Here is a 20402-nt window from a genome sequence, read left to right on the forward strand (position 1 = left end):
TGCCGGCCTCAGCCGGTAGAGAGTACCCTGCGGATCGTCGTTGACCATGAATGTTCGGTGCGCTCGGCGACGGCCTTCGTGGCTTGGGCCAATCCTGCGCGTGCGGCGAAACACGCCAGCGAAACCGCCAGCCGCTTGCTTGCTTCATGCATGACTCCCTCCCTTGCGTTTCGCTACCGCTCCCGATAGATAGAGACTCGGGAGCGCTCCGGGCGTTCCCATCGCCCGTACGAGACCGTTGGCGACTACATCAGAATCGCCAACAGGATCGGCAGGTAGAGCAGGGCCAGCAGCGTCGAGCAGAACACCAGGCTGGCCACATATACCGGCTCACGCTTGGCGCGCTGCGCGAACAGGTAATTGAAAACGGCCACCGGCATGCTCATCTGCATCACGAGGATGCTGAGCGCTAACGGCGGCAGACCCAGCAGCGTGCCGATCCCCCAGGCCAGCAAAGCGGCGACCGGTATGCGCAGAAGGCTGAAGCTGATGCCCGAACGCAGGTTCTTCACCTGAATGCTGGCCAACGAGACTCCCAACGTGATCAGCATGAGCGGTACGGTGAAGCCCGAGATCAGGTCCACGCTATTGGCCAGCCATCGCGGCAGTTCGGTGTCGCTCAGCAGCAGGGCCAGTGCAATCAGGATAGCGTAAACCGTGGGTGTCCTGACCAGGGTTCGCAGGGGATTGCCACTGCTGGCGATGACGGCACCGATGGTGAACTGGAAAAGCGAGACCGTGACCATCACCGTGATGCCGAACGCGAAGCCAGCACTGCCGAAGGCGTAGAGCACCACCGGCAGCCCCATGTTGCCGGTGTTGGGGTACATCATCGGTGCCAGCAGCACCCGCCAATCCCTGCGCAGCAGGCGTGCCATGGCGAAGGTGGCGATTCCCATGCTGATCATTACCAGCGCGGTGGCCAGCATGGTACGCCCGAAACTGCCGGCATCGATCACGGCGCTGCTCAGCGAGGCAATGACCAGGGCCGGCGTGCCGATGTTGAAGACTAGGCGGGTGACGAAGTCCACGGGGTAGGGCTGGCCCAGGCGAATCCAGGTGAAGCCCAGGCCGGCGCCGGCCAGAACGGGAGCCATCACGGCAAAAAGGTCGGCGACCATCGAGCATCCTTGGCGGTGAGCAAGCTAAGCATTGTGATGAATACGTCCCTGACGGCGCAAGTCGCCAATGAACGGCAGCGGCTTGGTATTAGCGGCCATGACCCGGTAAGCTGCGACTCTTATTCGCAAGGAATTCTCAAATGACAACCCGTGCTTCCGCCAACAGTTTTCAGGCGCTGGTGCGCTTGGTGCGCTATGCGCGCGGTTACCGTCGCCGCATCGTCGCCGCCACGACCTGCTCCGTCATCAACAAGATCTTCGACATCGCGCCGGAAATTCTCATCGGCGTAGCCATCGACGTAGTGGTCAACCAGGAGCGCAGCTTCGTCGCGCGGATCGGCTTCGAGACTGCACAGCAGCAGATCATGGTGCTCGCCGTGCTCACCTTCTTCATCTGGGCCGGCGAATCGATCTTCGAGTACCTTTACAAGATCCTGTGGCGCAACCTGGCCCAGCGGCTGCAGGCCGACATGCGCCTGGATACCTACGAGCATGCCCAGCGCCTCGATATGGCCTACTTCGAGTCGAAGAGCTCGGGCCAGCTAGTGGCCACCATGAACGACGACGTCAACCAGCTCGAGCGCTTCCTCGACGGCGGCGCCAACGCGCTGATCCAGGTCGGCGTCACCGTGGTCGCGGTGGGTGCGGTGTTCTTCGTCATCTCGCCGCTGATCGCGCTGCTCGCCTTTACGCCGATCCCGCTGATCATCTGGGGCGCGTTCTACTTCCAGCGCAAGGCCGGCCCGCTCTACGCCGACGTGCGCGAGAAGGTGGGCGATCTCGCGAGCCGGCTCTCCAACAATCTCTCCGGCATCGCCACCATCAAGAGCTTCACCAGCGAAGCGCGCGAGGCCGAGCGGCTGCGTCAGGTCAGCGAGGCTTACGTCGAGGCCAACCGTCGTGCCATCCAGGTCAGCTCGGCCTTCATCCCGGTGATCCGCATGGCGATCCTGGCCGGCTTCCTCGCCACCTTCACCGTAGGCGGCATGCAGGCGTTGAACGGCGACCTCAATGTCGGTGCCTACGGCGTGCTGGTGTTCCTCACCCAGCGGCTGCTGTGGCCGCTCACCGGCCTCGCCGAAGTCATCGACCTGTTCGAGCGCGCCATGGCCAGTACCCGGCGTATCCTCGACCTGCTGTCGGTGCCCATCACGGTGAAGGACAACGAGGGCCAGCCGTTGGCGGAACCGGTACGCGGCGAAGTGAGCTTCGAGGACATCAGCTTCCACTATGCCGCCAGCGGCGTGGGCGTGGACGGGGTGGGCCTGCAGGTGCCCGCCGGCAATACCCTGGCGCTGGTGGGCGCCACCGGCTCCGGCAAGTCGACCCTGATGAAGCTGCTGCTGCGCTTCTACGACCCTGAGGCCGGCCAGGTGCGCATCGACGGCCAGCCGATCGGCGAGGTCAGCCTCGCTTCGTTGCGCCAAGCTATCGGCCTGGTGAGCCAGGACGTCTACCTGTTCGAGGGCTCGATTCGCGACAACATCGCCTACGGCCGCCCCGAGGCCAGCGAAGCCGAGGTGATCGAAGCGGCGCGCACCGCCGAGGCGTGGGAGTTCATCCAGGCGCTGCCCCAGGGGCTGGACACTGCGGTGGGCGAGCGCGGCGTACGCCTCTCCGGCGGCCAGCGTCAGCGCCTATCGCTGGCCCGCGCACTGCTCAAGGACCCGCCGATCCTGGTGCTCGACGAAGCCACCAGCGCGGTGGACAACGAGACCGAGGCCGCCATCCAGCGCTCGCTGGCCAAGATCGGCCATGGCCGCACGGTGATCATGATCGCCCACCGGCTCTCGACCATCGTCCACGCCGACGAGATCGTGGTGGTCGACGGCGGGAGGGTCGTCGAGCAGGGCACCCATGCCGAACTGCTCGACAGGGACGGCCGCTACGCCGCCCAGTGGAGAGTGCAGACCGGCGCGCTGGAGGAACCTGCGCCGCTTGCCTGATCCGGCCGGTAGCGACGTTTTTGCGACGTTGCGCTTCGGAGGGTTGTGATCAAGACTCGCTTCATGAATCCCACCTAGGAGCGAGCGTCATGGGCATCACTCCAGAAGACCCTTCATGGCCGATTCGGCAAGAAGGCAGAAGGTGCCGGACGCTGCTCCTCGTGCTGATGGCGACAGGCATGGCCCTGCCGGCAGCGGCGACCGAGCGGCCGCTTACCGCGGCCGAAACCGACCCCGTGACCCTGGGCTGGATGCAGGGCTTCCCGCCACCCCCCGAGCGCGTGATCGGCCAGCCCGACAGCGATTACTTCAGCTTTCCCAAGCTGCGCTGGACGGTCTGCCACTTTCGCGAGCTTTTGCCTACTCGCCGGGTCAGCCGTGGCCTCGAGGCACCACGTCCGTTGCCCTATGCGCTGGATAAAGGCATCGACTCAGTGACTTTTTCACCGTTGGGAGGAGGTGAACCGATGTCCTGGGAGGCCTCTCTCGCGGCGAACTATACCGACGGCATCCTGGTCTTGCATGAGGGAAAGGTGGTCTATGAACGCTATGCGGGCTGCCTGGACGAGGCTGGCGTGCATGGCGCCATGTCGGTGACCAAGTCGCTTACCGGTCTGCTGGCCGAGATACTCGTCGCCGAAGGGGCGCTGGACGAGACGGCACGGGTTGCCTCCATCCTGCCGGAATTGGCCGACAGCGCCTTCAGCAATGCCAGTGTGCAGCAGGTCATGGAGATGACCGCCGGGCTCGCCTTCAGTGAGGACTATGCCGATCCCGACGCCGAAATCTGGAGCTACAACGCGGCGGCCAGCCCCCTGCCCAAGTCGGAAGGCTACGAGGGACCACGTAGCTACTATGAGTACCTGGCTACCGTGCAGCCCGCAGGCATCCACGGCGAGGTCTTCGGCTACCGCACCGTCAACAGCGACGCGCTGGGCTGGATCATTTCACGAACGACCGGCCGTTCTGTAGCGGACCTGCTCTCCGAACGGCTTTGGCAGCCTATGGGCGCCGAACAGGACGCCTATTACACCGTGGACTCCATCGGTACTCCCTTTGCCGGTGGCGGCCTCAGTGCCGGCTTGCGCGACCTGGCACGCCTCGGTCAACTGGTGCTGGACGGTGGGCAACTCAATGGTGAGCGACTGTTTCCCCAGGCGGCGGTCCAGCGTATCCGTCAGGGAGGCAGCCGCGACGCCTTTGCTCGGGCCGGCTATGCGACGCTTCCCGGCGGCAGCTACCGCGGCATGTGGTGGGTGCTGCACAACGATCATGGCGCTTTAGCCGCGCGCGGCGTGCATGGGCAAACGATCTACATCGACCCTACCGCCCGCATGGTGATCGTGCGTTTCGCTTCTCACCCGGTGGCGGGAAATGCAGCCAACGATCCGACTTCGTTGCCCGCCTATCAGGCGCTGGCCGAATACCTCATGGCTCGCGAGTAGAGGGCGAAAAGGGCAGCCTCGAGTCAGTGACGTCAGCGTTGGACGAGTACGGCGTCGAGGCTGAGTGGTACCTCGTCGCCGATCTGCTCGTAGCCGAGCAACAACAGTACCGAGCGTAGGGTGGGGTCGGCCATCAGCGCCTGGCCATCCAGCGCCACTCGCTCGGCGTTGGTGATCTGGACCTGCCCCTCGGCCGTCTTGATGAAACGAACCGGCAGCGACTCCTTGCGCTCGGCATTGCCGGAGCGCACCGTCATCGTCAGGTTTTCCACCAGCGAATCGCCCACCGCCAGGCGCTCCAGCCGCTCGGGGGGAAAGCGAGTGGTCAAGGTGGCCATGGGCCGCTCGGTAATGCCGGAAAGCCAAGGCGGCAGTTGCCCGAGCCGCTCGACCACGTCGCTCTGGTTGAGCCGCAGCGGCAGCTCCAGGTTGCCGCCGGCATCGGCACTGCCCCGCAGCCGCCGCACCTCATGCTGGCGGGGAATGGGGCCGTCGGGCGTCATCTGAATCACCGTGGCGGAAACCCGCGAGCGTTCGGGGTCGAGCTCCCAGGCCGCCAGCGGCAGGGCGAACAGAAGGGCGGAGGCACCCAGGGCAACCAGCGGGAAAGAAGAGAAAAGGCGTTTCATGAAAGATGCGTCTCCTGGAGCGGAAGGCTTACCCCAGAAGACACGCCAAACGCCGGGAAGTGCCCGGAGCGGTGAAACGAAATTGGCCTCCGCGAGCCTCTGGCCTCGCACTTCAGCTTTCGCTATCATACGGCAGCGCAATGCAGGGCCTATAGCTCAGTTGGTTAGAGCAGGGGACTCATAATCCCTTGGTCGCTGGTTCGAGTCCAGCTGGGCCCACCAAATTTCCTTCCCGCTCCATCCCAGAACATGCCATAAACCCCGCAACCATGGGCTTCATTGGTTGGGCGACGTTTCATGACATGTCAGAAAGATTCTTGACATGCCCCCTCCAAAGGGGGCATCAATGGGGGCACAACCACATGATGCCCATTTGGTGCCCCCATGAGCCAACGCCAGACCAATAAACTGACCGCCACCGCTGTGCGCAACGCCAAGCCTCGCGATAGGACCTATCGCTTAGCCGATGGGGGCGGTCTCTATTTGGAGGTGACTCCGTCCGGCGGAAAATATTGGCGGCTGAAGTACCGCTTCCACGGGAAGGAGAAGCGCCTGGCTATCGGCGTCTATGGCTCGAAGGACGGCGAGGTATCGCTTGCTCAGGCCCGGGACGAGCGGGACAAGGCAAAAAAGCTTTTAGCTCAAGGTTCAGATCCCAGCACCGTCAAGCGTATCGCCAAGCTGGAGGGCAAGGCCGGTGTGGCGAACACCTTCAGGGCCGTAGCGACAGAATGGCTGGAAGAAGTTCACAAGCATAATGTCGTGCCGACGCACTACAGCAAGAACAAGAGCCGGCTAGAACGTGATGTCTATCCTTACCTGGGCAGCCGACCTGTAGCGGACATCACCCCGCTCGAATTGCTGGAGTGCTTGCGCAAGGTCGAGAAGCGGGGGCACCTGGAGACCGCGATTCGCATCAAGACCGTTGTGGGCCAGGTCATCCGGTATGCCGTCACCACGGGACGAGCTGACCGTGACCCAACGACCGACCTGCGAGGCGCCTTGCGACAGCCAACAGTGAGCCATTACGCGGCCATCACCGATCCCGAAGAACTCACCGGGCTCCTCCGTGCAATTGATGGCTATCGCGGCCAGCCTGTCACGATCGCTGCTCTGAAGCTGGCTACCTTGCTGTTCGTGCGTCCCGGTGAGCTGCGCCATGCGGATTGGAAGGACTTCGATCTCGATGAAGCAATCTGGAGCTTCCTGCCTAGCAAGAACTCACCGCCGCTGATTGTGCCGCTACCCCGGCAGGCCGTGGCCATTCTTCGTGAACTCTATCCTCTCACCGGTCGCGGACACTTTGTCTTGCCTGGCCTGCGCAGCAGCAAACGCCCGATGTCCGAGAACACGATGAAGGGCGCCCTGGATTCCATGGGGTACAAGGGAAGACAAACCGCTCACGGCTTCCGGGCCACGGCGAGAACAATCATCGCTGAGCGCTTGGATTACCCCGAGCATTACGTTGAGCAACAGCTGGCTCATAAGGTGAAAGATGCCAACGGCCGAGCCTATAACCGGACCAAATTTTTGGATCAGCGGCGGGAGATGCTGCAAACGTGGGCGAACTACTTGGACGAACTTCGTGAGGGGCTGGATAACGCTGAGCAGTATCGCCATGGCAGAGAAGACGAGTCACGTAGAAACGCAGCTCTTGCGGCTGGCTAGGGTGCCGCTGATGGCGTCTGCTGACCGTTAGCAGGGCTCTCAAACAAGCAGCTGTCACCGAGTGGGATGCGTATCGGCTCATCGAGATGAGGTGCCGAAGAGCGGCGCAGACAATCAAATGTCGAGTTGGTGAGTGTTGTACCCCTTATAGAAGGCGAGCCAAAGAAAATTTACCTTCAATTGAGGAACGTACCATGCGACTGATTCGCCGACCTGAGGTTTTGAAGCGCTGTGGTTTCAGCAACTCGACCATGCATCGTCTTATCAAGGCCGAAGACTTTCCATCACCAGTACTGTTAGGGATCCGGGCTGTGGCCTGGGTTGAGGAGGATGTCGATGCCTGGATCCGTGAGCGTATCGATGGGCCGGATGACGACTGATTGTTCCCATGTCTGCAAGTAGCTGCTAGATCACCTGAGACTCACTGTCGCTCTACAGCAGCGGCGGTGAGCTCTACTGCGCCTAGCGGCCCTCGCCGAAGTATGTCGCGCGCGTACACATTTCGCCCCTCTGTCGCCTTGCTTGCTCCCAGCATGGCGGCTTGCACCAACCGACCGCCCGCAAGCCACTGCCCCATCCGGTAGACACCCCCTATGTGGGCTTTTCCGTGAACTTAGTGACCACAGACCAACAGCCTTCTTGAGAACCTATGCGCTCGCGGACTCCTGTTTCGTTTGCGTTGATCTGAGAGCCTGGTGCAACCCGGACCTAGCGTATAGGCTATATGTATCAGCTTGTAATCTGTGGTGGTGCGGCCGAGATGTGCGGAAGCCAATGGCTTCAGTATCTGGTTAACGCGGCCTTCCACATGGGGGGGCGGCTGGATTGGTGCATGAATCGATAGCGCCTGGCTGATGGCCGGAATCGACCCTGAGCGGCCATTGCCAGAAAAGGCAGCAGTCGCGCTCGGTTGTGTTATTCAGCATGTATTATGATTGTTGTTATACCTAAGGAAGGGAGCATGAGGCATCTCATTCAATATCACAAAAGTTGGGAGCTGGGGAATCCTATGCAAGCGCCCAAACCCTATGTATTCACATCGAATATTGCAGCGAAAGAAGGTTTGGCATTGAACGCTTGGGCTGAAAGCGAGCGTGTTTGGCTCATCTATCGAAGTTCACCTGATGATAACGAATATTTTGTCGGCTATACATTCAAAGTGAATGATCTCGATGATTCTGGAGATTCACTTAAGTTGTATGGCGAGGAAGGTGCGACTACGGTTTTTAATCCGCCAATCACACTGTCAAAGGCTTTGAAGCCTTGGTTCGCACAATTCTTGAGTGCTCATGGGAATTTTGGGTTTGGTCTTTTCCCTTTGTCTCAAAATTTTGTAGAGCATTTTGAACAAATGTTGTCTGAAGAGCCTTCAGTAACCGTTTAATGTATAATCAGTCAGGCCGGGGGACGCGTTTCACGCGCCGCTTCCTTCAGCGTTATGCATAAGGAGGGAGGATGTCTAATTCTCCAGGAATGGCGGTCTCAAGTTCCAAGCGCAACACTATTGAAGGGTGCCCGGTCCAGCGACCGATTTCTTGAGCACCTCGGAATAGACTTCCAGAGGCGTTCGCCAGTCCAATGTCTTGCGCGGTCGTGTGTTCAAGGAATCCGCAATGGCATCGAGCTCTTCCTGGCTATAGACCGACAGGTCCGTGCCCTTCGGCAGGTACTGCCGCAACAAACCGTTGGTATTTTCGTTAGAGCCTCGTTGCCACGGGCTATGGGGATCGGCGAAATAGATGGCCGTCCCGGTCCGTTGTGTGATCTCGGCATGCTGCATCATCTCCCTGCCCTGGTCGTAGGTCATGGAGAGCCGCAAGGCGCGTGGGACCTCGTTCAGCTTGTCGCTGAACCCGATGGCAGCGGCGGTGGCCGTCGTGCCGTCCAGTTTGGCCAGTATCACCAGGCGCGTGGTGCGCTCCACCAGCGTGCCGACAGCGGATCGGTTGTTGGCTCCCATGATCAGGTCACCTTCCCAGTGGCCGGGCATCAGGCGGTCTTCGATCTCGGGCGGCCGCATATGAATGCTAACCAGGTCCGGGATCTGGCCACGCCGGTCTTTACCCCGGCTGCGCGGCCGACGCTTGCCGTTGCCCTGCCGCAAGCAGGCGATGAGCTCTTTCTTGAGAGAGCCTCGGGGCATCACATAGAGCGCGTTGTAGATGGTCTCGTGGGAGACCTGGCGGCGATTATCATCAGGAAACATGAGTGACAGTGTGCTGGCGATCTGCTGCGGTGACCAGTACTGGCGCAGCAGATAGGCGACTAAATCGAATAGCTCGCTGCCGGGATGCAGCTTTGGTTGCTGACGTGGCCGGTGACGCGCCAACCGAGCTCTATAGCCTGCCAGGCTGGCATCGTAGCCTCTGCTGGCATCGACCGTATGGCGAGCAAGCTCCCGTGACACGGTACTTGGCGCGCGCCCCAAGTGAGCGGCGATGGCCCGGATCGAGTGGGTGGTTCGCATCATCATGATGGCGGCTCGGTCTTCAGCAGTGAGGTGGCGATAGCAATGAGGCATGGCAACACGATACCTGATGGGTCAGGTGTTGCACTTCGTCATTGAGACCGCCGGGTAATATTTATGATATTAAGGCTTTGGTTGCTCAATTTATACGGCTTACGATCAATAGGATTAAGAAAGTAGCATGAACAATTTTCTAATTGTTTATTGAAATATCCTTCGTTATTTACGCATTCTGCTGAGCTGTTCCATTTCCAATTCTTGTATTACGGAAAATGTTTCCATAAATTTGGTTGCACAACCCCCATAGTGAGTTACGGGTCTTCAGCTGAGCACAGTCTGCTGCAATAGGGGGCTTCTGTGATACCCCCTGGTTGCTGTCCACCCGACGCGGCTGATTCCGGGTGTGCTTCGTGGTGCCAAAGTCCCTAGAGGCTTATGCAAGACACCGAGGCAGGCTGCATAGGTAGTCCCTGTCGCCCGCCCTTCTCTTGGAGTAGTAACGGCATGCTTGAAGCCCCGCCCAAAACGGCGACGACGCGAAAAATTCGAGTTGAGTACCGCCATACCCCTTATAGGAATGGGAGGGGAAGAAAGGTACCCCTTCGCACACACCCTTTAAGGAGAAAAATATGCGTAACCTGAGCTATCCTGCAATTATTCGGACAAGCAAGTTAAGAAGCTGGGAGGCGGTCGGTTCAAGCGCAGCACATACATGGCGGACAATGCCCGTTGCTCATGCAAACCAGGGCAAAACCCACCTCAACGAAAATTGGCGAGACGTGAAAACGCCTGTCGAGTTGCGTCAAACGCTTGAAACACGTCTGCTTATCGCCGATCAGAAGTCTAAAACACCAGTATTAGCTATAGAGTATTTAATTACTGCTCCTCACGCGGCTTTTCAGGAAAATGGTGGGCCAGTGGAATGGCGCAATTATTTTGAGGATGCTCTGGCTTGGATAGAGGAGCGTCACGGGCGGGATAATGTAGTTGCAGTCAACATACAATTGGATGAAATTACGCCTCATATGGTTGCCTATGTGTGCCCCTTGGCTTATATGGAGGCAACGACACGAAAACGTTCTGTACTAGGTAAGAAAGATCCTCTGACCGGTCAGCAGCAACGAGAATTGCGTGAATATAAAGTACCTGAGCATATTGTATTAAGCGCTGATCACTACCTTGGTTCACGTGAGAAAATGATATTGATGCAGTCTGATTTCGCTGAAAAGGTGGGAAGCCGCCATGGTCTGCGTCGAGGTGTTGAGCGTAGTGCTCTTAAACATGTAGATTTGAAGCAGTATCATGATGCTGTGATGCGGGGGGGTAAAACTAGTTTAAAGATAGACCCTGATCTACTCCAACGCAAAGGAGGGTTGCTCTCAAGAGAGACTCCAGAGCAGGTGGCAGCACGGCTGGTAGAAGTGCTTCAAGCACAAGTTGCTCCTCTTGCTGCCCAGGCAGCAACTGCAGAACTAGATCGTCGCCGTGCCGAAGAGTGGAAGAAAACTGCTGAAAATGCACAGGCAGATCGTTATCGAGAGATTGAAAAACATCGCAAAACGCGACTGGAAAATGAGAAATTTATTGGTGGTCTCAGTCTCGCGGAGTTGGAAAAAGTTCGCCAATACCGATTAAAGTGTCTAGCGCAGCGAGAAGAAGAAAGGAAGAAGCTCCACGCCGAAAAACAGAAAATGCAGGCAAAGCACGTTAATAAGATCGTAGCTTCCGTACGGTATATGACAGCTGAGCAAGTTGTGGACCTGTCTGATAGCGAACGCCGTGCTCTATGGCAGGAGATGATCAAGCACGATGCACTTGAACCGGAGCTTGAGCGCCTCATGAGTAGTGGTTTATTCGAGCCTGACGGCGCACTTTGCAGAGTGCCTATGAAGCGGGAATCTGACGAAAACCTAAACTTGTTTCAGGTGACGCCAACTACCGCGAAAGATTTTGGAAGGTAAAATCAGTAGGTAAAAATATCCATCGAACTGCCCATGCCGGGATGCCCCGGTATGGGCATTCGATCTAAATGCATCATAACCTAGATTATGTTGCGCTTGGATTAAGGGGAGCGGTGCCGTGGGAATCGTTGAAAGGCCTTCAGCCGGGATTCCGTCTGTATCGGTTCATATTGGTGTAGAAGGGGTAGCTCAACCCTATCGGTTAGCCCCCGGTACCCAGAGCACGTCTTGGGAGCCATTGGAATTGGCCTTACGGGCTGAGACGAATAACAGGTCGGAGAGACGATTCATGTATCGCAAAGTTTCGAGATGGCTCGGCGCGCCTTCCACCAGCTTGCTTATAAGCCGTTCTGCCCTTCGGGCTATGGTGCGGGCCATATGTAAGTGAGCGGATAGCTGGGTGCCGCCAGGGAGGATGAACGAGCGCAAGCTCTCCAGATCTGCATTGAATTCGTCAATTCTCTTCTCGAGAAATTCAACCTGTGACGAGGTGACTCGCAAGGGGGGAAAGGGCGGGGCATATTGATCGGGCGTGCACAGATCAGCACCGACATCAAACAAATCGTTCTGGACCCTGGTTAGCAGGAGTTTCATGTCGCCCTTGGCATGGCACTGCGTCAAGCCAATGGCGGCGTTAGTTTCGTCCACCGTGCCGTAGGCTGCCACTCGCAAATCATGCTTTGCGACCCGGGTTCCATCACCAAGCCCAGTTTGTCCCTTATCGCCAGTGCGGGTATAGATCTTGTTGAGCTTTACCATTCCGATTTCTCCTGCGAGGGCTTTATTGCTTGGCATATTGGCCGAGTGTTCTAAGGATGTCGGCATAGGCTTCTGCCAGGCTCGTTGCATCGAGCAACTGAGGCTGATGCTCGAGCAGTTCGGAGACGCGACGTACGATCAGCGATTGAACGTGATAGTGGCGCCGCCGCCGCAGTGTTTCGCTGGCGTTGCGGTGCTCTGCCTGCCAGGCGAGGTGTTCACTGATGGCAGAATCCAGCTTGGCCAGCCCCTCTTCGTGCTGCTGGCTGACCTCGATCACCGGGGGGCGCCACGCTGCCTGAGAGCGCTGGACGATGCCACGGATTTCCAAGGCACTCTTCTTGGAGCCGGGCAGGTCGGCCTTGTTGATCACGTAAATATCGGCGAGTTCGAGCACCCCTGATTTCATCGCCTGGATGGCATCGCCGGCGTTGGGCTGCAGGACCATCACCAAGGTGTCCACTGAGTGGCGAATGGCGTGCTCGGCCTGGCCCACGCCTACTGTTTCTAGCAGCACTTCACGAAATCCGTAGATCTCTACGGTTTCCAGTAGATCCAGCACGTTGTCTGCCAGGCCGTCGTTGGAACTGCGGCTAGCCAGCGAGCGGATATAGAGTTCTGGTTCGTTGGCGATGGCGTCCATGCGGATACGGTCACCGAGAATCGAACCGCCGGTCAGTGGGCTGGTGGGGTCGATGCCGAGGATGGCGACGCCGCCCTGGTCGCGGCAGGCGGCCAACCGAAGCTTGGCAAGCCGACTGATCAGGGTGCTCTTGCCGGCGCCTGGTGCGCCGGTAAAACCGATACGTGCCGTCTGCATGGAAGGCTCGGGGCGCTGGGCACTGTGTGCCAGGCTTTCCGCCACCGACGCCTGGGCCAGGCGGGTCAGCTCGCGGCCGAGCGCGCGGCGCGAACGAGGGGCAAGACCACTCATGTCAGCCTCCGCTAGCGTTGTGCGAAACGTGACTCTGCCCATCCAGTTCCTCGAACTTCCCGGCATCTTCGTCGAGTAGCGGCGGGGGGCCGTAGTGGGTCGGCTGGCCCTGAAGCTTGATGGGGTTTCCCACCATGCGGATCTCGCCATGTGGCGTGGGCACCGAGACGACCATCTGCCGTGAGCGCGTCAACTCTGATTCCAGGGCATCCTCCAGGCTCTGGACCCCGGCCACGACCACACCGAGGGGGGCGAGTCGTTCGACCCAGCTGTCGGTGGAGCCCGTGGCCAGCACCGCCTGGACATCGGCGATCACCGCCTCGCGATTCGCGGTGCGTGCGGCCATCGTGGCGTAGCGCGTATCGGTGATCCAGGCTTCGCAACCGATCTCACGGCAGAAGTCGGCCCAGAAACCGTCGTGGGTGATGAACAGTGCCAAGTGGCCGTCCTGGGTAGGAAAGATCTGTGCCGGAACGATGTAGGGGTGGCCGCCGCCGGGGTAGCGCTGCGCCTTTTGCCCGGCGTTGAGGTAGCCCCCTGCCAGGTAGTTGAGCTGCGAGAGCATGGTGTCGTAGAGGGAAACGTCCACTTGGCCGCCCTTGCCCTCGACCAGCTTGGCGGTAAGCCCCAATGCGCCCATGATCCCGGCGGAGTTGTCGACCACGGAGTAGCCGGTCTTTACTGGCGGGCCATTCGGGTCACCGGTCATGGCCATGACGCCGGCCAAGGCTTGAATGACGTAGTCGTAGGCGGGCTTCTCGGCGAAAGGGCCCTCGAGGCCGAAGCCTGTCAGTGCCAGGCAGACGATCTTGTCGTTGTACTTGCGCAGGGCCTCATAGGTCAGCCCCAGCTTGCGGACAGCCGCGGGCCGCACATTGGTGAGCAGGGCGTGTGAATTTGCTGCCAGTTCGCCCAGGCGCTGTTGTCCTGCCTCGCTGGTCAGATCCAGGCTGATGCTGCGCTTGTTGCGGTTGAGGCTGGCAAAGTAGGCGTTGTGGGGGCCGATGAAGTGGGGGCCGATCTGGCGGCCGATGTCGCCTTTCCGGGGAGCCTCGATCTTGAGCACTTCAGCACCCAGGTCGGCAAGCAACATGCCGCAGTAGGGGCCTGCCAGCATATGGCTCACCTCGAGGATGCGGATACCGCTGAGCGGGCCTGAGGGGGTGGCGGTATGGCTCATGATAGCTCCCTCTCGATGGCACGTATGACCTCTTCCAGTGGCATGTCGGCGGTGAACACGCCGCATACCCCGGCTTCGATCAGGGCCGCGCGGTCTTTCTCGGGAATGGTGCCGCCCACGAAGATCTTGATGTCGCTGGCGTCGTACTCTTCCAGACAGCGCATGGTGTCGCTGACCAGCGCCATGTGGCTACCGGACAGCATGCTCAGTCCCACCACGTCCACGTCCTCATCCACCGCCACCTTGGCGATATATTCCGAGCTTTTTCGCAGCCCGGTGTAGATGACGTCGGCACCGGCGTCGCGAAGCGCCAGGGCGATCACCTTGGCGCCTACGTCATGGCCGTCCAGGCCGGGTTTGGCGATCAGAATTCTCTTTCCTTTCAAGCTCATGGGGTGTCTCCACTGGGGATGGGTGAGGGCCGGCTCACAGTCGGATGGGTTCCTGAAACTCGCCCCACTGCGATTTGAGCGTGGCGACCATCTCGCCCACCGTGGCATAGGCGTGGCAGCAGTCGATCAGGTAGGGCATGAGATTTTCGTCATCCTTCGCTGCGGCCCGTTCCAGGGCTTTCAGCGTCTGCTCCACCTTGGCCGAGTCGCGCTCGTCCAGGACGCGCCGATACTTCTCCTGCACTCGCTGCGCGGCCTGCGGGTCGACCTTGAACACCTCCCCGAAGTCGTCGCTCTGATCGTCACGGCGGAAGTAGTTTTGTCCGACGATGACGGTCTCTCCCTTGTCAACCTTCTGCTTGCGCTCATGGGCACGCTCGGCGATGCGCGCCTGCAGGTAGCCATCCTCGATTGCCTTCTCCACCCCGCCATACTCATCGATTTCTTCGATGACCCGTCGCGTTTCTTCTTCCATCTTGTCGGTGAGCCATTCCACATAGTGGCTGCCCCCCAGGGGGTCCACGATCTTCGAGATGCCGCTCTCGTAGGCGATGATCTGCTGGGTGCGCAGGGCAATCTCGGCGCTGAACTCGGTGGGGATCTGGAAGGCCTCGTCATAGGCGCAGGTGAAGACCGACTGTGCGCCGCCCAGGGTGGCTGCCAGCGTCTCGATGCCCACGCGCACGATGTTGTTGTAAGGCTGGGCGGCGGTCAGCGAGGAGCCGCCGCAGACCACCCCGAAGCGGAAGCGCTGCGCCTTGGGGTCGGTGATGCCGAAGCGCTCCTCCAGCAGGGCTGCCCAAAGGCGACGTGCCGCGCGGAACTTGCAGACTTCCTCGAAGAAATCCATGTGGACGTAGAAGAAGAAGCTCAGCCGGTTGGCGAACTTGGCGGCATCGCCACCACGGCGCATCAGCTCCTCGACGTAGGCCAGGCCATTGGCCAGGGTATAGCCCAACTCCTCTACCGCGGTGGCGCCAGCGTCGCGCACGTGGGCGCCGGCGATGCTGATCGGGTTGAAACGCGGGGTCTCGCGGTTGGAGAACAGGATCGTGTCCGAGATCAGACGCATTGAGGGGCGTACCGGGAAGATCCAGGTGCCGCGGGCCACGTACTCCTTGAGAATGTCGTTCTGGATGGTGCCGGTGAGTTTTTCGCGCGGCACGCCCTGCTTGTCAGCCACCGCACAGTACATGGCATAGACGATGGCTGCGGTGCCGTTGATGGTGAAGGAGGTGGAAATACCGCCCAGGTCGATGCCATCGAAGAGGATTTCCGCTTCGGCGAGGTTGGATAACGAGACCCCTACCTTGCCCACTTCGGAGCGTGCCATGGGGTCGTTGGGATCGAAGCCGCACTGGGTGGGCAGGTCGAGGGCCACCGAGAGGCCGGTCTGGCCGCTTTCCAGCAGGAAGCGATAACGCTCGTTAGTGTCCTCTGCAGTGCCGAAGCCGGAGTACTGACGGAACGTCCATAGTCGCCCGCGGTAGCCGTTGGGAAAGATGCCGCGTGTGTAGGGTGGCTCGCCGGGGTTTCCCGGGTCGGGTTGGCGGAGCATGTCGGGAGTGATTCGCTCGGGAATCTCGATACCGGAGGCGGTATGCGGCGCAGGAATGGGGGGTGTGCGGTTTCCGGAATCGCTCATGGAGATTTCCTCGTATTCAGAATCTTGTCGGCGGCATCCCAGTGATCGTCATGTGTCCAGGTGGCGACGAGATGGCGGGTCTCGATCTCGGCCAGTTCTGCTTTCGACAGACCGTCGGTATGGCTCAGCGCAAGGGCCTTGAAGCCCCGCAGGACCTGAGGTGCCTGGGCGAGCATGGGCTTGGTGAACTGCTCGACACATTGCTCGAGCGTCTGACCCTCCTCGGCCACTTGGTCAATCAAGCCGATGCGCTGTGCGGCATGGGCGTCGAGTAGCTCGGATCGGGTCAGCAGGCGCAATGCCAGCGGTGCCGGGAGACGGCTCAACAGGCGAGCGCCGCCGCCCCAGGCGGTCGTGATGTTGAGCTTGCCCTGTATGAAGCCAATGCGGCTGGTGGGTGGGGCGATGATGAAATCGCAAGCCACGGCGAGTTCTGCGCCACCGCCAATGGCATCGCCATTGAGGGCGGCGATGACGGGAACCGGAAACTGGCTCACCGCATCGAGCGCGCGCCTTGCTTCGTGGCTCATGGTGGTGGCTTGCTCTTCGCTGCGTACCTGAGCGAGATCCCGCAGATCGCCACCGGCGGCGAAGCTCTTGTCACCGGCACCGGTCAGCACGACCACCTTCAACTCTGGGATTGCCGCCTGCTCAGTAAAGACGTCGGCGAGTTCATTGAGTACCGCCCGGGACAGGGCGTTGCGTTTCTCGGGACGATGGATAGTCACCCTCAGCAGAGGGCCTTGCGCGTCGACAAGAAGATGTTCGGCCATGGAGGCGCTCCGACGGAGGATGTTGGCGTTGTTTATTTCCGCATAATGAATAAACATACTTATATGTGAAATTATCTGTCAAGTTGAGGTATCCCCAGCAAGCCGATCCTCGGGACTGGGCACCGAGGTGAAAGGAGCCATGGCATGCCGAAGTTTCTCCCACCTGCAGCAACGCTTGACCAACCCCCGGCCTCTAGGTGGGAGGCTTGGATCGTGGTGGCGACTACCACTTGGGTGCAGGCCTTGACCAGTGCCGCCATGCTGCTGGTGCCCGTGTTGGCACCGCAGATCGCGGCCGATTTCGGCATCCCCACCGGCCTGGTGGGGATGCAGGTGAGTTTGCTGTATGGGATTGCCATGCTGGTGTCGTTGCAGGCAGGATCGCTGGCGCGGCGCCTCGGTGCCTGTCGCTCCAGTCAGGTGGCCATGGCCCTGGTAATGTTGGGCTGCGCGATGGCAGGGGGCGGCACGCCGGCCGCGCTGCTGCTTACCACATTGCTTCTCGGCGTTGCCTACGGCTTGACCAACCCCGCGGCGGCACAGCTTCTGGCGCGTTATACGCCGCTGCGCCATCGCAACCTGCTCTATTCGATCAAGCAGTCCGGTGTTCCGCTGGGTGGTGTGCTGTCGGGCTCCCTGGCGCCGTCACTTGCTCATGCCTGGAGCTGGCACGCCGCGTTTCTTGTCTTGAGCCTGGCCGCGCTGGTCACCGGTTTGGCATTGCAGCTGCGGCGCCGCGATTGGGACCGCGATCGCGCGCCCACCACGCTGCTGCGGGGCTCCGGCAGCCTCACCGTGCTCTATCGGCGTCCGCAGATACTGTGGCTCGGGATGGCTGGGTTCTGTCTGGCTGCAGCGCAGTTGTCACTGTTGAGCTTTACTGTGGCGTTCATGGTGGAAGAGCTACTGATTACCCTCGTCACGGCCGGGGTGATTATGTCGGTCGTTCACGCTTCTGGCGTGTTTGGCCGCGTTGGCTGGGGGATGCTGGCCGACCGATTGGGCCGGAGTGTTCCCGTGTTGTGCGGCCTGGCCGTTGCCATGTTGGTGTTGTTTGTCGCGGTCTCACTGCTGGGGCCAGACACCCCGGTCTGGCTGGTGATAGCGCTGCTGAGTGCCGCCGGGGGCACGGCGATTGGCTGGAACGGCGTTTACCTTTCGGAGGTAGCGCGGCGCAGCCCAAAGGCCGAGGTGAGTGAGGCTACCGCCGCGGTTCTGGTGCTGACCTACATGGGAGTGCTGACTGGGCCCGCGTTGTTCAGTGTCATCGTCTCGCTCGGTGGCAGCTATTCTGCCGGCTTCCTGCTTCCGATGCTGGCGTCGCTGCTGGCGCTGTTCTGTCTCAGGGCGTCCAGTCGCACCCAGGAGGTGCCGAGCGCTCACGGCATCGATAGGTAACGCCTATACGTACCGGAGCGTCGGTACAGCAACGGTTTATTCCACAGCAGCGTACGGGACACGGATACGGGGCGTTCCTTGGGTTTTCCCGTGTGGTACACGCAAGTCAGTTCGATTCATCCGGACAAATGTGGGCACGGTCGGGTCAACGCACCCATCGTGTGCGATGGCGTGACTATGAATCCGGGGGGCGCATTGTCGCTAACGGAGATGGTGACTTGCGCGTGCCGAAGCAATACGCCGACGAGGTGGTGGACCTTGCTATCGACCGTACCCAAAAGGAGGACGAAGCCATCGAGGCGATTGATTGCCAATGGCACCTCCCTTGGGGAGTTGAGTGGAGCGGCGGCAAGCTCTGCGGGGACCATCAACGAACTCGACCAAGTCTTTGATGATGGGGCCCTCCGAGGTGAGCCATTGATGACGGGAGGCGTTAGCCATGAAAACAATGCAGCCGGTGGCAGGGGAGCCTATCAAAGGCACCGATGTATTGGCTCATGGCCTGCCTGGTGGCACTGGGTGTGACGAGGGTGTTCTGCTAGCCGGGCGGTGCCAACCTGGAGGTTCTAACGCTCTGTCCCGTGAGGGACATCGGCGACCCCGAGGCCTCCGCCCATGCTGCCCGTATCGTGCATATCGATGTGGAAACCAACGAGATCGGTAAAACCAAGCCTGTATATATGGACATTACCGCCGACCCACCGCATGCACTCTGGCAACTGCTGGAGATTGCCATGCCGCTTGAAACCAGCGAGTGGCAAGGCTACCTGAAGCGGGTTGACCTCCAGTATCCGCTGGAGCCGATATTGAAAGAGGGTGTCATGACGGGGGCGTCGGTCATTGCCTGTCTGCCCGGTCACCTGCCATCCGACCTATTGTCACGACGGGTGTCGGCCAACAACAGATGTGGGCGATGCAGCACTGACAGGTATCAACGCCGCGTGGCTTTCAGTTCAGCTCTGGATTCGGCAGCATAGGATTCGAGTGGCCAGCCGGCATTGGCGCGAAGGTGGCATCGCCGTGTTCCACCATCATCGATATCGATAGCGAGGGGGGAAAGACAGCATGGACGATTCGTGAATGCCACGGGCCAAGTCAAAGCGAGGCCAGCCGGTCGCCATGTCGCATCAGGGCCTCGCGGTACCGCTCGTAGTGACGGGACATCCGCTCCATCGGCCCGGCAATTGCCAGCCCCAATGTTTCACCAAACACCGGTCGGGCGATGGCCATTGCCATCACGTCATCGACATTCTCGCCGCGAGTGACGAAGTAGCCGCGACGCTGGCCATTAAGGATATCATCTAGCAGTTGGTCGCGGTCAGTAATGGTGCTCGATGTCACGCTGGGCAAGGGAAGACGCTCCAACAGACTCTGCAACTGCACGCCGCTTTCCTCGCCGAGCATGGCCTTGCCGATGGCACTGGAGTGTAACGGTTTGGCGTCACCGGGACTCGCGGCATAGCGCACGGTATGGGTGCCTTCGATGATGTCGAGGTACACCACGCTGTGATCCTGGCGCTTTCCGAGAATCACGGTTTCACCGAGTTCGTCCCGAAGGTCCTGCAGCACGGGCGAGACACTCTCGAGCAGCGGGTCATGCGAGGCGATCGACTGGGCGACCTGCAGCAGCCGCTTAGTCGGGTAAACGCGCTTCTTTCGCTCCAATACGTAGACGTAACCCAGGGTCTGTAGTGTCTTGACCAGGGCGTGGCAGCTGCTGACCGGGGCATCGATGCGCTTGGCAAGATCCGTCAGCGAGAGAGGGGTCTGGGCTTTGGCGAAGGCTTCGAAGAGGCTCAGGGTACGGGCTGCCGTCTTGACGCTTTCGGGCCGGGAAGGGGCTTTCTGGCCAACGCCGGTACTGACGCTAGAGGCTTGCTTCATAGTGACTCGTCCATTGCTCTTGAGGCCCCGCCGATCCACAAGGGTACTTGATGCGCTAGGGTTTGCGAAATTCGGTCATGCGACTCTTTCATATTATTCGATTTGCTGAATAGTATTACGCATGGGTGAAAATCTGCTAGGTTTGTACCAAGCAGTAAAACGAGCCGGCAGCAGTTTGAGAGAGCTTGCGCTCCGGCAAA

General features: G+C 60.1%; 20 protein-coding genes, 1 tRNA gene and 1 pseudogene. 11 read left to right on the forward strand and 11 right to left on the reverse strand.

The window, feature by feature from the left end; translation table 11 throughout:
- Positions 1-8: 8 nt before the first annotated feature.
- Together HNO52_RS04920 and HNO52_RS04925 are read right to left on the reverse strand one after the other, a co-directional pair.
- A complete protein-coding gene (locus HNO52_RS04920; protein WP_197568084.1) occupies positions 9-152 on the reverse strand; it encodes a hypothetical protein in 144 nt (47 codons plus the stop codon).
- Between the two features lie 93 nt (positions 153-245).
- Positions 246-1121, reverse strand: coding sequence for an AEC family transporter (locus HNO52_RS04925; protein ID WP_197568085.1), 876 nt, complete (start codon positions 1119-1121; stop codon positions 246-248).
- Positions 1122-1261: 140 nt separating this feature from the next.
- Here HNO52_RS04925 and HNO52_RS04930 point away from each other — a divergent pair, with 140 nt between their 5' ends.
- Positions 1262-3067, forward strand: coding sequence for an ABC transporter ATP-binding protein (locus tag HNO52_RS04930; protein WP_197568086.1), 1806 nt, complete (start codon positions 1262-1264; stop codon positions 3065-3067).
- A 167-nt stretch (positions 3068-3234) separates the two neighbouring features.
- Positions 3235-4512: a serine hydrolase domain-containing protein gene (locus tag HNO52_RS04935; protein WP_232090752.1), complete on the forward strand. Its 1278-nt coding sequence runs from the start codon at positions 3235-3237 to the stop codon at positions 4510-4512.
- Between the two features lie 32 nt (positions 4513-4544).
- On the opposite strand, the gene HNO52_RS04940 is transcribed toward HNO52_RS04935, so the two are convergent.
- Positions 4545-5141, reverse strand: coding sequence for a hypothetical protein (locus tag HNO52_RS04940; protein WP_197568087.1), 597 nt, complete (start codon positions 5139-5141; stop codon positions 4545-4547).
- Positions 5142-5286: 145 nt separating this feature from the next.
- Between HNO52_RS04940 and HNO52_RS04945 the strand changes: the two genes are divergently transcribed.
- The 4 genes from HNO52_RS04945 to HNO52_RS04960 all read left to right on the forward strand — a co-directional run bounded on the left by HNO52_RS04945 (position 5287) and on the right by HNO52_RS04960 (position 8193).
- A tRNA-Ile gene (locus tag HNO52_RS04945) sits at positions 5287-5363 on the forward strand.
- A 162-nt stretch (positions 5364-5525) separates the two neighbouring features.
- Positions 5526-6809: a tyrosine-type recombinase/integrase gene (locus tag HNO52_RS04950; protein WP_197568088.1), complete on the forward strand. Its 1284-nt coding sequence runs from the start codon at positions 5526-5528 to the stop codon at positions 6807-6809.
- Between the two features lie 194 nt (positions 6810-7003).
- Entirely contained in the window at positions 7004-7189 is a 186-nt protein-coding gene (locus HNO52_RS04955) for a helix-turn-helix transcriptional regulator (protein WP_197568089.1), read from the forward strand.
- Positions 7190-7770: 581 nt separating this feature from the next.
- A complete protein-coding gene (locus HNO52_RS04960; RefSeq protein WP_197568090.1) occupies positions 7771-8193 on the forward strand; it encodes a hypothetical protein in 423 nt (140 codons plus the stop codon).
- 117 nt (positions 8194-8310) lie between these two features.
- Here HNO52_RS04960 and HNO52_RS04965 read toward each other — a convergent pair whose 3' ends face one another.
- The gene (locus tag HNO52_RS04965; protein WP_197565507.1) at positions 8311-9330 is read right to left on the reverse strand and encodes an IS30 family transposase; all 1020 of its coding nucleotides are present in this window, start codon (positions 9328-9330) and stop codon (positions 8311-8313) included.
- A gap of 575 nt (positions 9331-9905) precedes the next feature.
- Here HNO52_RS04965 and mobV point away from each other — a divergent pair.
- Positions 9906-11237: a MobV family relaxase gene (gene mobV, locus HNO52_RS04970; RefSeq protein ID WP_197568091.1), complete on the forward strand. Its 1332-nt coding sequence runs from the start codon at positions 9906-9908 to the stop codon at positions 11235-11237.
- A gap of 195 nt (positions 11238-11432) precedes the next feature.
- Here the strand turns inward: mobV and HNO52_RS04975 are convergent, their stop codons facing one another.
- From HNO52_RS04975 to HNO52_RS05000, 6 genes are read right to left on the reverse strand one after another with little or no spacing between them, the layout of a single operon-like run.
- Positions 11433-11996, reverse strand: coding sequence for a cob(I)yrinic acid a,c-diamide adenosyltransferase (locus HNO52_RS04975; RefSeq protein WP_197568092.1), 564 nt, complete (start codon positions 11994-11996; stop codon positions 11433-11435).
- Between the two features lie 22 nt (positions 11997-12018).
- The gene (locus HNO52_RS04980) at positions 12019-12930 is read right to left on the reverse strand and encodes an ArgK/MeaB family GTPase (protein ID WP_197568093.1); all 912 of its coding nucleotides are present in this window, start codon (positions 12928-12930) and stop codon (positions 12019-12021) included.
- A gap of 1 nt (position 12931) precedes the next feature.
- Positions 12932-14110, reverse strand: coding sequence for a CaiB/BaiF CoA transferase family protein (locus tag HNO52_RS04985; RefSeq protein ID WP_197568094.1), 1179 nt, complete (start codon positions 14108-14110; stop codon positions 12932-12934).
- A complete protein-coding gene (locus HNO52_RS04990; RefSeq protein WP_197568095.1) occupies positions 14107-14502 on the reverse strand; it encodes a cobalamin-dependent protein in 396 nt (131 codons plus the stop codon). Before HNO52_RS04990 ends, HNO52_RS04985 begins: the two co-directional genes overlap by 4 nt.
- Before the next feature lie 34 nt (positions 14503-14536).
- On the reverse strand, positions 14537-16147 hold the full coding sequence (locus HNO52_RS04995; RefSeq protein ID WP_197568096.1) for an acyl-CoA mutase large subunit family protein: 1611 nt from the start codon (positions 16145-16147) through the stop codon (positions 14537-14539).
- A complete protein-coding gene (locus HNO52_RS05000) occupies positions 16144-16920 on the reverse strand; it encodes an enoyl-CoA hydratase/isomerase family protein (RefSeq protein ID WP_197568097.1) in 777 nt (258 codons plus the stop codon). Before HNO52_RS05000 ends, HNO52_RS04995 begins: the two co-directional genes overlap by 4 nt.
- 144 nt (positions 16921-17064) lie before the next feature.
- Between HNO52_RS05000 and HNO52_RS05005 the strand changes: the two genes are divergently transcribed.
- From HNO52_RS05005 to HNO52_RS21415, 4 genes and pseudogenes are all read left to right on the forward strand, one after another.
- The gene (locus HNO52_RS05005; RefSeq protein WP_197568098.1) at positions 17065-18318 is read left to right on the forward strand and encodes an MFS transporter; all 1254 of its coding nucleotides are present in this window, start codon (positions 17065-17067) and stop codon (positions 18316-18318) included.
- Positions 18319-18372: 54 nt separating this feature from the next.
- Positions 18373-18843: pseudogene (locus tag HNO52_RS21410) on the forward strand (RraA family protein); the annotation flags it as partial.
- Positions 18844-18899: 56 nt separating this feature from the next.
- Positions 18900-19295 carry a hypothetical protein gene (locus tag HNO52_RS05015; RefSeq protein ID WP_197568100.1) on the forward strand — a complete coding sequence of 132 codons (396 nt, stop codon included), beginning with the start codon at positions 18900-18902 and terminating at the stop codon, positions 19293-19295.
- On the forward strand, positions 19292-19471 hold the full coding sequence (locus HNO52_RS21415) for a hypothetical protein (protein WP_197569103.1): 180 nt from the start codon (positions 19292-19294) through the stop codon (positions 19469-19471). The genes HNO52_RS05015 and HNO52_RS21415 overlap by 4 nt, the downstream gene beginning before the upstream one ends.
- Here the strand turns inward: HNO52_RS21415 and HNO52_RS05025 are convergent.
- The gene (locus HNO52_RS05025; RefSeq protein WP_197568101.1) at positions 19414-20202 is read right to left on the reverse strand and encodes an IclR family transcriptional regulator; all 789 of its coding nucleotides are present in this window, start codon (positions 20200-20202) and stop codon (positions 19414-19416) included. The genes HNO52_RS21415 and HNO52_RS05025 overlap by 58 nt on opposite strands.
- Positions 20203-20402 lie beyond the last annotated feature (200 nt).

The organism is Halomonas sp. MCCC 1A13316 (assembly GCF_014931605.1).
Classification (GTDB): domain Bacteria; phylum Pseudomonadota; class Gammaproteobacteria; order Pseudomonadales; family Halomonadaceae; genus Halomonas.